Annotated in this window: 9 protein-coding genes and 1 pseudogene; 9 read left to right on the top strand and 1 reads right to left on the bottom strand. The window is 66.6% G+C overall.

Going from position 1 to position 13,979, the window contains the following annotated elements:
- Nucleotides 1-228 precede the first annotated feature (228 nt).
- The 4 genes from G6N08_RS06610 to G6N08_RS06595 all read left to right on the top strand — a co-directional run bounded on the left by G6N08_RS06610 (nucleotide 229) and on the right by G6N08_RS06595 (nucleotide 5,175).
- The gene (locus G6N08_RS06610; protein ID WP_163755421.1) at nucleotides 229-1,365 is read left to right on the top strand and encodes an alpha/beta hydrolase; all 1,137 of its coding nucleotides are present in this window, start codon (nucleotides 229-231) and stop codon (nucleotides 1,363-1,365) included.
- Nucleotides 1,362-2,312 carry a 2-hydroxyacid dehydrogenase gene (locus G6N08_RS06605; protein ID WP_163756778.1) on the top strand — a complete coding sequence of 317 codons (951 nt, stop codon included), beginning with the start codon at nucleotides 1,362-1,364 and terminating at the stop codon, nucleotides 2,310-2,312. Before G6N08_RS06610 ends, G6N08_RS06605 begins: the two co-directional genes overlap by 4 nt.
- A gap of 39 nt (nucleotides 2,313-2,351) precedes the next feature.
- Nucleotides 2,352-4,553, top strand: a complete 2,202-nt coding sequence (locus G6N08_RS06600; protein WP_163755419.1) for an acyl-CoA dehydrogenase family protein — start codon at nucleotides 2,352-2,354, stop codon at nucleotides 4,551-4,553.
- 109 nt (nucleotides 4,554-4,662) lie between these two features.
- Nucleotides 4,663-5,175, top strand: coding sequence for a DinB family protein (locus G6N08_RS06595; RefSeq protein ID WP_163755417.1), 513 nt, complete (start codon nucleotides 4,663-4,665; stop codon nucleotides 5,173-5,175).
- A gap of 93 nt (nucleotides 5,176-5,268) precedes the next feature.
- On the opposite strand, the gene fadD2 is transcribed toward G6N08_RS06595, so the two are convergent.
- Nucleotides 5,269-6,960 (bottom strand): long-chain-fatty-acid--CoA ligase FadD2, encoded by a 1,692-nt coding sequence (gene fadD2 / locus G6N08_RS06590; RefSeq protein WP_163755415.1) that lies wholly within the window; start codon nucleotides 6,958-6,960, stop codon nucleotides 5,269-5,271.
- A 47-nt stretch (nucleotides 6,961-7,007) separates the two neighbouring features.
- Here fadD2 and G6N08_RS06585 point away from each other — a divergent pair, with 47 nt between their 5' ends.
- The 5 genes and pseudogenes from G6N08_RS06585 (at nucleotide 7,008) to G6N08_RS06565 (ending at nucleotide 13,973) form a co-directional block, all read left to right on the top strand.
- Entirely contained in the window at nucleotides 7,008-8,246 is a 1,239-nt protein-coding gene (locus G6N08_RS06585; protein WP_163755413.1) for a DNA polymerase domain-containing protein, read from the top strand.
- 2 nt (nucleotides 8,247-8,248) lie between these two features.
- Nucleotides 8,249-11,929, top strand: coding sequence for a hydantoinase B/oxoprolinase family protein (locus G6N08_RS06580; RefSeq protein WP_163755411.1), 3,681 nt, complete (start codon nucleotides 8,249-8,251; stop codon nucleotides 11,927-11,929).
- The gene (locus G6N08_RS06575) at nucleotides 11,880-12,224 is read left to right on the top strand and encodes an acyl-CoA-like ligand-binding transcription factor (RefSeq protein WP_163755409.1); all 345 of its coding nucleotides are present in this window, start codon (nucleotides 11,880-11,882) and stop codon (nucleotides 12,222-12,224) included. Before G6N08_RS06580 ends, G6N08_RS06575 begins: the two co-directional genes overlap by 50 nt.
- An 11-nt stretch (nucleotides 12,225-12,235) precedes the next feature.
- A complete protein-coding gene (locus tag G6N08_RS06570; RefSeq protein ID WP_218033367.1) occupies nucleotides 12,236-13,213 on the top strand; it encodes an ABC transporter substrate-binding protein in 978 nt (325 codons plus the stop codon).
- Nucleotides 13,214-13,332: 119 nt separating this feature from the next.
- Nucleotides 13,333-13,973: pseudogene (locus tag G6N08_RS06565) on the top strand (5-oxoprolinase subunit B family protein).
- The last annotated feature ends 6 nt before the right edge of the window (nucleotides 13,974-13,979 follow it).

Here is a 13,979-nt window from a genome sequence, read left to right as displayed (position 1 = left end):
GCTGGCGCAGCGAAACCCAGGGCGCGTCGATACACTGAACACGCCCGGGATGAAGGCATGTGCGCCGCAGGATACCCGCTGCTGGCCCAGAGGCGATGCGATCACTACCGCGAAACTGTGTGGCACCGGCTTGCGGACACTAACCGCTGAATTAGCGAATACGTCCCTGCATCAAGCCCGCGGCCAGTATCTTTTTCCGAGCGATCTACTCCAAGGAGGACGGCTGTAATGACTCGCGTAAGCGGCGGCGCGCTCGGAGTTATCCGTGAGTTCGTCGGGCTGCCATCGCCGACCGCGCGACGTGCCGGCGCCGGCGGTCATCCTTGCCAGGGGCTCTACCACCGTGGCCTGGGACGCAAGCCGAAGGTGGCGATGATTGCCACGCACTACCAGATCGATTTCTCCGAGCACTACCTCGCCGATTACATGGCCACCCGCGGCATCGGATTTTTAGGCTGGAACACGCGCTTCCGCGGGTTCGAAAGCAGCTTCTTGCTCGACCACGCACTGGTGGACATCGGCGTGGGCGTACGCTGGCTTCGTGAAGTTCAGAGCGTGGAAACTGTTGTGCTGCTGGGTAATTCCGGAGGCGGCTCGTTGATGGCAGCCTACCAGTCGCAAGCGGTCGAGCCGAACGTGACACCGGTCGCCGGTATGCGTCCCGCTGCCGGACTGACCGAGCTGCCACCCGCCGACGGCTACGTAGCCAGCGCTGCTCATCCCGGACGCCCAGACGTGCTGACCGCCTGGATGGATGCCGCTGTCGTCGACGAAAATGACCCGGTCGCAACCGATCCCGATCTGGACCTGTTTAACGAGCATAACGGGCCGCCCTACTCGCACGACTTTCTCACTCGTTACCGGTCAGCGCAGGTCGCCCGCAACCACGCCATCACCGATTGGGCCGAAACCGAACTGAAACGCGTCCGAGCGGCGGGGTTTTCCGACCGCCCGTTCACAGTGATGAGAACGTGGGCCGACCCGCGCATGGTCGATCCCAGTATTGAGCCGACCAAACGCCAGCCCAACATGTGTTATGCCGGCGTCCCGGCCAAAGCCAACCGCTCCGCGCACGGGATCGCCGCGGCCTGCACGCTGCGCAACTGGCTGGGCATGTGGAGCCTGCGCACCGCGCAAACCCGGGCTGAACCGCATCTGGCACGCATCAGCTGTCCGGCGTTGGTCATCAACGCCGAAGCCGACACCGGAGTCTTCCCCTCCGATGCGCAACGCATCTACCAAGCCCTGGCCAGTAGCGATAAAACCCTTGTCACCATCGACACCGACCACTACTTCACCACCCCGGGGGCGCGCAGCGAGCAGGCCGACATCATCGCCAAGTGGATCAGCAAACGGTGGCGCTGAGGGTTCTCGCTCATTTCGTTCCCGGCTCCACGGTCCGTGATCTCGTTGCACCCGAAGCTGATTGGCTTGACATTCGGTGGTGCGCTGACAACGATGACACCACCTTCTACCGTGAGCTGCCCGATGCTGAGGTGATCTGGCATGTGTTGAGACCACTCTCGGCCGCAGACCTGCGGCGGGCACCGAAACTGCGGCTGGTGCACAAGTTCGGGACGGGAGTCAACACAATCGATATCGAAGCCGCGGCTGCGCGCGGTGTCGCAGTGGCCAATATGCCCGGCGCTAACGCGCCGTCGGTGGCCGAAGGCACGGTGATGTTAATGTTGGCCGCGCTACGCCGGCTGCCGGCGCTGGACCACGCTACCCGCACCGGTCGTGGCTGGCCGGCGGATCCGCAGCTGGGCGACATCGTGCGTGAGATCGGCGGTTGCACGGTCGGGCTGGTCGGCTACGGGAATATTGCGCGGCGGGTAGAGGCCATCGTCACCGCGATGGGTGCTGACGTCGTGCACACCAGCACCCGTGACGACGGGCTGCCACGCTGGCGGCCGTTACCGCGACTGCTGGCGGCCAGCGACATTGTGTCCTTGCACGTGCCGCTCACCCCCGCCACCCGCGGTCTGCTCGGCCCCGCTGAGCTGACCGCGATGAAACCCACCGCCGTGCTGGTCAACACCTCGCGCGGCGCGATCGTCGACGAAGACGCTCTGGTCGACGCGCTGCGCGCCGGTCGGCTGGCCGCTGCCGGGCTCGACGTGTACGCCGTGGAACCGGTTGCGGCGGACAACCCGCTGCTGGGCCTGGACAACGTCGTGCTGACCCCGCACGTCACCTGGTACACCGTCGACACCATGCGCCGCTACCTGACCGAGGCGATCGCCAACTGCCGCAGGCTGCGCGACGGCGAACGGCTGGCCCATGTAGTCAACCAACCGACCGGTTATTAGATTAAGCACTGGCCGAAACTGCCCGAGGAAAGGCGACCAATGCCGATCGCGATAACCCCTGAGCATCAAGAACTGGCCGACTCGGTGCGCTCCCTGGTAGCGCGGGTCGCCCCGTCGGACGTGCTGCACGCGGCGATGGAAACCCCCATCGACAACCCCCCGCCGTACTGGCAGGCGGCCGCCGACCAGGGACTGCACGGTGTGCACCTGGCCGAATCCGTCGGCGGCCAGGGGTTCGGCATTCTGGAATTGGCGGTCGTGCTGGCTGAATTCGGCTACGGCGCGGTGCCCGGCCCATTCGTGCCGTCGGCGATCGCCAGCGCGCTGATCTCCGCGCACGACCCCGACGCCGGGGTGCTCGCCGAACTGGCGTCCGGTGCGCTCATCGCCTGTTACGCGCTCGATGCCGGCGGGCTGACCGCCACCCGGCACGGCGACGCGCTGGTGATCCGCGGCGAGATCCGGGCGGTTCCCGCCGCGGCACAAGCCTCGCTGCTGGTGCTGCCGGCGGCAATCGACAGCGGCGAAGAATGGGTCATGCTGCGCGCCGATCAGCTAGAAATTGAACCGGTCAAAAGCGTTGATCCGCTCCGGCCGATTGCGCATGTGCGGGCCAACGCCGTCGAGGTCGGCGCGGACTCGGTGTTGAGCAACCTGAGCGCACCCGCCGCCTATGCGCTGATCTCGACGCTGCTGTCCGCGGAGGCCGTCGGCGTGGCGCGTTGGGCTACCGACACCGCGTCGGCCTACGCGAAGATCCGCGAGCAGTTCGGCCGCCCCATCGGGCAGTTCCAGGCCGTCAAGCACCGATGCGCGGAGATGGTCGCCGACACCGAGCGGGCTACCGCCGCGGTATGGGACGCCGCCCGCGCGATCGACGAAGCCCGCCAAAACGGGTGGGACACCACTGGCTGCGCCGCAGAGTTCGCTGCCGCCGTGGCGGCCACGCTGGCGCCGGCGGCTGCCCAGCGCTGCGCTCAGGATTGCATCCAGGTGCACGGCGGCATCGGTTTCACCTGGGAACACGACACGAACGTGTACTACCGGCGGGCGTTGATGCTGGCCTCCTCATTCGGCCGTCACGTGGACCATCCGCAGCGAGTGCTGGACACCGCGACAACCGCGGGTATGCGCAAGGTCGACATCGACTTGGATCCCGAAACTGAGAAGCTGCGCGCCGAGATCCGCGCCGAGGTCGCCGCACTCAAGACGATGCCCCGAGAAAAGCGCACCGTCGCCATCGCCGAGGGCGGGTGGGTGCTGCCATATCTGCCCCGGCCGTGGGGGCGGGCGGCGAGCCCGGTGGAGCAGATCATCATCGCCCAGGAGTTCACCGCGGGGCGGGTCAAACGCCCACAGATGGGGATCGCGTCGTGGATCGTCCCCTCGATCGTGGCGTTCGGCACCGAAGAACAGAAGCAGCGGTTTCTGCCGCCGACCTTCCGGGGCGAGATCTTGTGGTGCCAACTGTTTTCCGAACCCGGTGCCGGGTCGGATTTGGCCGGGCTGACCACAAAGGCCACCCGGGTCGACGGCGGCTGGCGCATCACCGGGCAAAAGATCTGGACAACCGCCGCACAGTTCTCAGACTGGGGTGCGCTGTTGGCCCGCACCGACCCGTCGGCGCCGAAACACAACGGCATCACCTATTTCCTGGTGGATATGAAAAGCGAAGGCGTGCAGGTGAAGCCGTTGCGTGAGCTCACCGGTGGGGAGATGTTCAACACCGTGTTCCTTGACGACGTGTTCGTGCCCGACGACTGTGTGCTCGGCGAGGTGAACCGGGGCTGGGAGGTCAGCCGCAACACGTTGACCGCCGAACGGGTGTCGATAGGCAGCAGCGAAGCACCGTTTTTGGCCACCCTCGATGAACTCGTACAGTTCATGCGCGACGGTCAGTTCGACCAGATCGCGCAGAACCGGGCCGGGCAGCTGATCGCCGAGGGTCACGCCGTCAAGTTGCTGAACCTCCGCTCCACTCTGCTGACGCTGACCGGCGGGGACGCTATGCCTTCGGCGGCAATCTCCAAGCTGTTGTCGATGCGCACCACGCAGGGTTACGCGGAGTTCGCGGTATCCACGTTCGGCACCGAAGCCGCGATCGGCGACCCCGAGCAGCTGCCCGGGAAGTGGAATGACTACCTGCTGGCCAGCCGTGCCACCACCATTTACGGTGGTACGTCGGAGGTGCAGCTCAACATCATCGCCGAACGGCTGTTGGGCCTGCCCCGCGATCCGTAGCGGCTCTGCGGGCATCAGCGCTTCCGTCGAAATCGTCTGCTGAGCTTAGATTTTCGTCGACGGCTACCCTGATGTGCACACGGCGCGGGGCGATGTTAGCCTCGCCGGGGTGTCCGAAGTCCCGCCGCGCCCCCGCCGACGCGAACAAAGACCCGTCGGTGAGCGCGAAACGCTGGAGGCGTTTCTGGACGACTACCGCGACATCGTGTTACGCAAGGTGACCGGTCTGTCCGATGCCGAAGCCCGCCGCCGCCTGGTCACGTCGGCCACGACGGTCGGCGGGCTGGTCAAGCACCTGCGCTGGGTGGAATACGGCTGGTTCAGTCAGCTGCTGCAAGAACGAACCAACGACAACCGCCGCACCCACAAGCGCTCTTGGGAATTCGAGTTTTTCCCCGAGGAGTCACTGGCCACCCTGATCGGGGAATACCGGGCCCAGTGCGAGGAGTCACGGCGTATCGCGGCACGGTATTCACTAGATCACCAGGTTCCGCACGTTCGCCTTGGCCGGGTGTCGCTGCGCTGGATCTACGTGCACATGATCGAAGAGACCGCCCGCCACACGGGTCAGCTGGATATCTTGCGCGAACAGCTCGACGGTACAACAGGATTCGATGGCTAAACCGCACAGCTGAGCGCCGCGAAAAAGCAGTGGCAGCTGCTGTTGCGACCAAGTCGCGACCCGGGGCGTGATCGGACCTGGGTGTGGCCGCTGCTACTCCACTGCCAGGTTGCGCAGCTCGCGTTTGAGGATCTTGCCGGTCGGGTTGCGCGGCAGCTCGTCGAGGAAGACCACGTCGCGGGGCACCTTGTAACGCGCCAGGTGCTCGCGCACGTACCGCTTGACGTCGTCTTCGCTCAAAGCTGAGCCGGGCTTTTTGACGACGAATGCGCGCAGCCGCTGCCCCCACTCCTTGTCCTCGACACCGACCGCGGTCGCCTCCACCACGTCGGGGTGCCCGCTGATGAGGTCTTCAACCTCGGCGGGGAAAACATTCTCACCGCCGGAGACGATCATCTCGTCGTCACGACCACTGATATAGAGCAAGCCATGCTCGTCGAAGTAGCCGACGTCACCGGAAGACAGCAGCCCGTCGATGATCTGCTTGCCGCCACCACCGGTGTATCCGGCGAACGGGAAGGTGGTACCGACGAAGATCCGCCCCACCTGCCCCTGCGGCACCTCCTTGCCGTTGTCGTCGAAAATCTTGACCTTGACGCCGGCAACTACCGGTCCGGCGGTCGACGGGTTGCGCTCCAGGTCTTTCGGTCCGGCAATGGTGGCAAACGAGACCTCGGTCGAGCCGTACATGTTGTACACCACCGGCCCGAGGTCTTCGAGCGCACGGGTGGCCAGATCGGCGCCCAGTGCTGAGCCGGAGGCGAACACGATGCGCAGGCTCGACAGGTCGGGCTTGGTTTCCAACTTTTCCAGGGTGTCGAGCATGCGCGAGAGCATGACCGGGACCACGACCACGGCCGTCGCCTTGTACTTCTCGATATCGGCGAGCACGGTGGCCGGTGCGAACCGGCGCCGCAGCACCAGGGTGGAACCCAGAAACATCGCGATAGTGGCGTGCAGATAACCCAGCGCGTGAAACATGGGCGCCGGCAACACCGTCACCTCGCCGGCCTTGAACGGCACGTGCGCCAAAATGCCGCCGACTGGTGCCAGGGTCGGCGGAGTGCTGCGGTTCGCGCCTTTCGGAGCTCCGGTGGTTCCGCTGGTCAAGATGATGATCGACGCATGCTTGGTCGCCTTGGGTGCCGGTGAGGTGCTGTGGCGGGCCACCAGATCAGCCAGGGTCTCGTCGGTGCTGCCGGACGGCTGGTCAGCGTCCGGGTTGACACCCAGGGCCCGCAGCTTGCCCAGCGGCGGATCCGCCGCGCTGACGGCCCGGGTGTACTCGTCGTCGTAGATGATCAGCTTGGCACCCTCGCGCTGGGCGACCTCGTTGATCTGGGGGCCGGAGAACTCGCTGTTGAGCAAGATGATGCGCGCGCCGACGCGGGCGCAGCCGTAGTTGGCGATCAGAAACCAGCGATGGTTGCGGGCCAGGATTGCCACGCCGTCGCCGCCACGTACGCCCTTGGCCAGCAGCCCGTGAGCCACCGCATTGGCGGCCTCGTCAAGCTGCTGGAACGTCAACGGACCCTCGTCGTCGATGATCGCCGCGCGGTTCGGCGCGCGCCGGGCATTGAGCGCGGGCATCATTCCGATCTCGCCCCACCGCAGCGCATCCGCCACCATCGCGGCGTAATACTGCGGCGCGCGCAGCGGTAGTGCGCCGGATTCGATGATCTTGCGTAAGTAATGCAGTTCGGCCGCACCACGTTCCGCGTACTGCCGGAGCTTGGCTTTGACTGTGGCGGGAGTCTGCCGGGGCGCGTCAGTGAGCTTGGGCATGACCTCACAATATGTGACAACGATCGCAGTCCGGCGGGGAAATTAGCATGAACCGCATGGCCGGCCCGCTGTCATTGGAGGTGGACGGGCGCCGGGTCGCGATCACTCACCCGGACAAGGTCATCTTTCCGGCCGGTAACGGCGCGGCCGGTTACACCAAGCTCGACCTGATCCGCTATTACCTGAGTGTCTCCGGCGGTGCGCTGCGCGGCGTGGCGGGACGCCCGATGATCCTGAGACGGTTCACGCGGGGAATCAATCAGGAGGCCATCTTCCAGAAACGCGCGCCCGCCACGCGGCCGGACTGGGTGGAGGTGGCCGAACTGCGCTACGCTTCGGGCGCCTCGGCCAAGGAGGCCGTCATCCGCGACACGGCCGGGCTGGTCTGGGCGATCAACCTCGGTTGCATCGACCTCAACCCGCACCCGGTGCGCGCCGACGACCTCGAGCATCCCGACGAGCTGCGGGTCGACCTGGATCCGATGCCCGGGGTGGACTGGCCGCAGATCATCGAGGTTGCGCTGGTGACCCGTGACGTGCTGGCCGACCATGGGCTGACCGGATGGCCCAAGACATCGGGGTCTCGCGGTTTTCACGTGTATGCCCGCATCACCGCGCGCTGGCCGTTTCGCCAGGTGCGGCTGGCTGCTCAGGCGGTGGCCCGCGAAGTCGAACGGCGCATACCCGATCTGGCGACCAGCCGCTGGTGGAAGGAAGAGCGCCACGGGGTATTCGTCGATTTCAACCAGAACGCCTTCGACCGCACCGTCGCCTCGGCGTATTCGGTGCGCGCCACCCCGGATGCCCGGGTGTCCACTCCCCTGCGCTGGGACGAGGTGATCGGCTGCCGCCCGGAGGCGTTCACACTGGCGACCGTGCCCGAGCGGTTCGCCGCGAGCGGCGATCCGTGGGTCGGCATGGACGATGCCCGCGGTGATCTCGAGCGACTGCTGGCGCTGGCCGAGGAGCTGGGCCCCGCCGAGAAGCCGCCGAAATCCGGGAAAGGCGGCGCCCGGCGGCGGGTTTCGACGAAGCCGCTGATCGAGATCGCCCGCACCAAAACCAAGGATGCGGCGATGGCCGCACTGGAAACCTGGCGCGAGCGCTATCCGGCGGTGGCCGCCCGACTACAGCCGGCCGATGTTCTCGTCGACAGCATGCGCGGACCGAGTTCGATCTGGTATCGGATCCGCGTCAACCTGCAGCATGTGCCGCCCGACCAGCGCCCACCGCAGGAAACGCTGATCGCCGATTACAGCCCATGGCCCACGCGTGGGACCCGGTGACGATGCCTGAGCCAGTGACCGGTAAGTGGCAATTGTGGATCGACCGCGGCGGCACGTTCACCGATATCGTCGCACGCCGCCCCGACGGGCAGCTGGTGACGCTCAAGCTGTTGTCGGACAATCCATCCCGCTACGCCGATGCCGCGGTGGCCGGCATCCGCGCGCTCCTTGGCCTCGCCGCGGACCAACCAATCCCGGTCGAGCGCATCGACGCGGTCCGCATGGGCACCACGGTGGCAACCAACGCGCTGCTGGAGCGAAAAGGCGCGCGCACGCTGCTCGTCATCACCCGCGGATTCGGGGATGCACTGCGCATCGGCTACCAGAACCGTCCGCATATCTTCAGCCGCCGCATCATCCTGCCGGATCTTTTATACGAGCGGGTGGTCGAGGTCGACGAGCGGATCACCGCCGATGGCACGGTGCTGCGGCCGCCGGACCTGGGCCGGCTAGCCACCCAGTTGCAGGCGGCGTATGACGACGGGATCCGTGCGGTGGCGGTGGTCTGCCTGCACAGCTACCTGCATCCGGCTCACGAGCAGGCCATTGGCAAGATCGCCGAGCAGATCGGCTTCCCGCAGATCTCGCTGTCATCCGACGTCAGCCCACTGATGAAACTGGTGTCCCGGGGTGACACCACCGTCGTCGACGCGTACCTCTCGCCGATCCTGTCCCGCTACATCGACCAGGTGACGTCTCAGCTGCCCGGCGTGCGGCTGATGTTCATGCAGTCCAACGGCGGGCTGGCCGAGGCTGGTCACTTCCGCGGTAAGGACGCGATCCTGTCCGGCCCGGCCGGCGGTATCGTCGGAATGGTCCGCACGTCCGCGCTGGCGGGCTTTGACCATGTCATCGGCTTCGATATGGGCGGCACCTCCACCGACGTGTCGCACTACGCCGGCGAGTACGAGCGGGTGTTCAACACCCAGGTCGCCGGGGTGCGGCTGCGCGCCCCAATGCTTGACATCCACACCGTCGCCGCCGGCGGCGGCTCAATCTTGCACTTCGACGGCAGCCGGTACCGGGTGGGCCCTGACTCGGCCGGCGCCGATCCGGGTCCGGCCTGCTACCGGGGCGGCGGTCCGCTGACGATCACCGACGCTAACGTCATGCTCGGGCGCATCCAGCCGCAGTACTTCCCCGCGGTGTTCGGTCCCGACGGTGACCAGCCACTTGACGCCGCGCTCGTCCGGGACCGTTTCGCCGAGTTGGCCCGCGAGATCGCGGCCGCGACCGGCGACGACCGAACTCCCGAGCAGGTTGCGGAGGGTTTTCTGCGCATCGCGGTCGCCAACATGGCCAATGCGATCAAGCGCATCACCGTGCAGAAAGGCCGCGACGCTACCGCGTACGTGCTGACCACGTTCGGCGGCGCCGGTGGCCAGCATGCCTGCGCGGTGGCCGATTCGCTGGGCATCCGCACCGTTCTCCTGCCGCCGCTGGCCGGGGTGCTCTCGGCGCTGGGCATCGGGCTCGCCGATATCACCGCGATGCGCGAGCAGTCGGTTGAATGCGTGCTTGCCCCAGAGGCAATGCAGCGGCTGGGTGAGGTGGCCGACGCGCTGGAGGAGGCGACCCGCGCCCGGCTGCGCGACGAGGATGTGCCCGCCGAACGCATCCGGGTGACCCGGCGGGTGCACCTGCGGTACGACGGCACCGACACTGCCGTTCAGGTGGGCCTTGCCGATATGCAGACGATGGTCGCCGAATTCGAGGCGAATTACCGACGCAGCTATTCGTTCCTGATGGACCGTCCCCTCATCGTGGAGGCCGTCTCGGTGGAGACTGTGGGCCTCACCGAGCAGCCCGACCTGGCCGGCGCGCAGCGGACGCCCGGCCGGGACGGACCACTGCGGGGGCCGGTGGATAGCGTCCGCATGTACACCCGGGGGGCCTGGCGGCGGGTGCCACTGTTCCGGCGAGAGCGGTTGCACGTCGGTGCGACGGTCACCGGGCCGGCGATCATCGCCGAGGCCAACGCGACCACCGTCGTCGAGGATGGCTGGTCGGCTGAGGTGACCCCGCTGGGCCATCTGGTGTTGGAGCGGGTGCGCGCACGCATCGGCACGAGCGGGGCCGGCACCGAGGCCGATCCGGTGATGCTGGAGATCTTCAACAACCTGTTTATGTCGATCGCCGAGCAGATGGGGGTGCGCCTGGAGGCCACCGCGCAGTCGGTGAACATCAAGGAACGACTTGACTTTTCCTGCGCGCTGTTCGACCCGGACGGAAATCTGGTCGCCAACGCCCCGCACATCCCGGTGCATTTGGGTTCGATGGGCGCGGCCGTGCACGAGATCATCGCCCGCAATACCCGGATGAAGCCCGGCGATGTCTTCGCCATCAACGACCCCTACCACGGCGGCACCCATCTGCCCGACATCACGGTCGTCACACCGGTGTTCGGCGACGCCGACCGGCCGCTGTTCTTCGTCGCCGCCCGGGGCCACCACGCCGAGATCGGCGGGATGAGCCCGGGATCCATGCCGCCGCACAGCCGGCAGGTGCACGAGGAGGGGGTGCTGCTGGACAACTGGCTGCTGGTCGAGCACGGGCGTTTCCGCGAGGCCGAAACCCGCGAGCTGCTCACCCGCGCGCCCTATCCCTCACGTGACCCGGCGACCAACCTGGCGGACTTGCGCGCCCAGATCGCCGCCACCGAGAAGGGCGTGGCAGAAGTCCGCGCCATGATCGAGCACTTCGGGCTGGATGTGGTGCAAGCCTACATGCGCCACGTTCAGGACAACGCCGAGGAAGCGGTGCGGCGGGTGATCGATACGCTCGGCGGCGGAGAGTGCACCTACGAAATGGACAGCGGCGCGGTCATCCACGTCCGTGTCACGGTGCATCGGCAACAGCGTTCGGCCACTATCGATTTCACTGGTACATCACCGCAGCTGAGCACCAACTTCAACGCGCCGTCATCGGTGGTGACGGCCGCGGTGCTGTATGTGTTCCGCACCCTAGTCGACGACGACATCCCGCTCAACGCGGGCTGTCTGAAACCCCTGCGGGTGCTCATCCCCGCCGGGTGCATGCTCGCGCCGGTCTACCCGGCCGCGGTTGCCGCCGGCAATGTCGAAACGTCGCAATCCATCACCAGTGCCCTCTTCGCCGCCCTGGGGGTGCAGGCCGAGGGATCGGGGACGATGAACAACGTGACGTTCGGCACCGATCGCCACCAGTACTACGAGACCGTCGCCTCCGGATCCGGTGCGGGACCGGGATATGACGGCACAGCCGTGGTGCAGACCCACATGACCAACTCCCGACTGACCGACCCTGAGGTGCTGGAGTGGCGTTACCCGGTGCTGGTGGACAGTTTCGCAATCCGCCGCGGCAGCGGCGGTGACGGACGCTGGCGCGGTGGGGACGGTGCGGTGCGGCGGCTGCAATTCCGCGAGCAGATGACGGTCAGCACACTCTCACAGCACCGCCGCGTCCCGCCCTACGGGATGGCCGGAGGCGCGCCCGGCGCGCTGGGCCGCAACCTGGTGCGCCGCGCCGACGGCACCGTGCTCCAACTCGCGGGCTGCGATTCGGTCGAGGTCTACCCCGGAGACATTCTGGAGATCCAGACCCCCGGTGGCGGCGGATACGGGCCGCCCGCAGGCACTGCGAGACAATCACGTCATGCAGCCACCCGACCTCTCACTGACCCGGGCGCTGCACAGGGCCTGTGAGACCACTGTGGCCATGTCCGAGGGTCAGCGGGAATTCGAGAAGACCCGGCAACGACTGATCTTCTCGATACCCGAACTCAAAGCCGCCATGCACGACGAGTACCTCCGCACTGTCACGGTGATCGCCAAAGCGGTCTCCCGTCGAATCGGCTGTGAACCACATGATTTCGAAGTGCGTGTTTTCTCCGGCGCGCTGACTGGCGCTATGATGGCCGCTTTCGACCGCGCGCCGGGAACGCCGGAACTGGTCTACCGTGCCCTGGACTTCCTCGATGCAGGCATGCCGCTGTCATGAGTTCCTCAGCAGTGCAACAGCTCTGGAGTCGACGCAGATTCTTGCGCGCCGCCGGGGCCGTCGGCCTGCTCACCGCACCAGCCTGCTCCCCGCGTAAACCGGCCGCGGGCACGGCGGGCAGCCGGCCAGTGACGATCAAACATGTTTTCGGTGAAACGACTATCCCCGCGCCACCCCAGCGCGTGGTCAGCGCCGGATACACCGAGCAGGACGATCTGCTGGCTGTTGGGGTGGTGCCGATCGCGGTGACCAACTGGTTCGGTGACCAGCCGTTCGCGGTGTGGCCGTGGGCCCAGCCCAAACTCGGGGACGCCAAACCCGTGGTGTTGAGCCTGGACAACGGGATTCCAGTTGGCCAGATCGCCGGCCTGGAACCCGACCTGATCGTGGCGATCAACGCCGGCGTGGACGCCGACACCTACCAGAAGCTGTCGGCGATCGCCCCGACCGTGCCGCAGTCGGACGGCGACCCGTTCTTCGAACCGTGGAAGGAGCAGGCCCGTGTGATTGCGCAGGCGGTGTTTCAGGCCGACCAGATGGCCTCGCTCATCGATGCCGTGGACGCGAAATTCGCCGGGATCGCCCAGAAAAACCCGCAATTCAAGGGCAAGAAAGTGTTGCTGCTACAGGGCGGCCTTAGCGACGGCAATGTGGTCGCCACCATGCCCGGCTGGCGGACCGAGTTTCTGACCCAGATGGGTCTTGTTATCGCTGAGAGCATCACACCCTACGGTGTCGACTACCGGGCATTCATCCCGCACGATCACGTCGCCGAAGTGCTGGGGGCCGCCGACGTGCTGATCTGGACCACGGACAGCCCCGAGGATCAACACGCGCTGTTGGCCGTCGCAGATGTGGCGGCGTTGCGGGCCCGCAGCATTTTCACCACCAAAGATCAGGCCGGAGCGATCGCCTTCGCCTCGCCCCTGAGCTACCCGCTGGTGGCTGATCAGCTGCCCCCGTTGATCGCCAAGATTCTGGGCTTCTGACACCGGGACTGATCCCGCGGCCGCGCCGGTGGCAGCGTCGTCTGAGCATTCGCTAAGGCACCTCTGGCAGTGCTCGAAAATCGCTCGCCTGCCCCATAGGCCGGGATTACCGTCGAGTAATGAGTGTGGCAACGGATTTGGCAGTGGCCGATACCATCTTCGACTATGGCGACCGGGCTCTGCTTCTGCAGTTCGGCACTGCCGCCGAGGTGTTGACAGTTACCGCGGCGCTGCGGGAGGCGGAGCTGCCCGGTGTGCTCGATATCGTGCCGGCCCGCCGCACCGTGCTGGTCAAGCTCGACGGGCCGCGCTATCAAGGGGTCACCCGCCAGCGTCTCCGCAGGTCGCGCATCAGCCCCGAAGCACTCGGCGCGGACCGGCGTGCGGAGCTGGTCATCGACGTCGTCTACGACGGTGCCGACCTCACCGAGGTCGCCTCCCTGGCCGGACTCACTACGGCGCAAGTGATCAACGCCCACACCGCTACCCCGTGGCGGGTGGGATTCAGCGGATGCGCCCCGGGTTTCGCCTACCTCGTCGGGGGTGACCCGCGGCTGAAAGTGCCGCCGCGGCCCGAACGCGGGCAGCGGTGCCGCCCGGATCAGTTGGGCTTGCCGATGAATTCAGCGGGATCTGCTCGCGCCGGTCCCCCAGCTGCTGGCAGCTGATCGGGCACACCGACGCGGTGTTGTGGAACCTCGACCGCCCCAACCCGGCGCTGCTGACGCCGGGCATGTGGGTCCAATTCCGAGCCGCGTAAGCGCCT

Source organism: Mycobacterium botniense, assembly GCF_010723305.1.
Lineage (GTDB): Bacteria > Actinomycetota > Actinomycetes > Mycobacteriales > Mycobacteriaceae > Mycobacterium > Mycobacterium botniense.
Note: the sequence above shows the minus strand (reverse complement) of the source record. Positions and strands in the feature narration are given on the sequence as shown.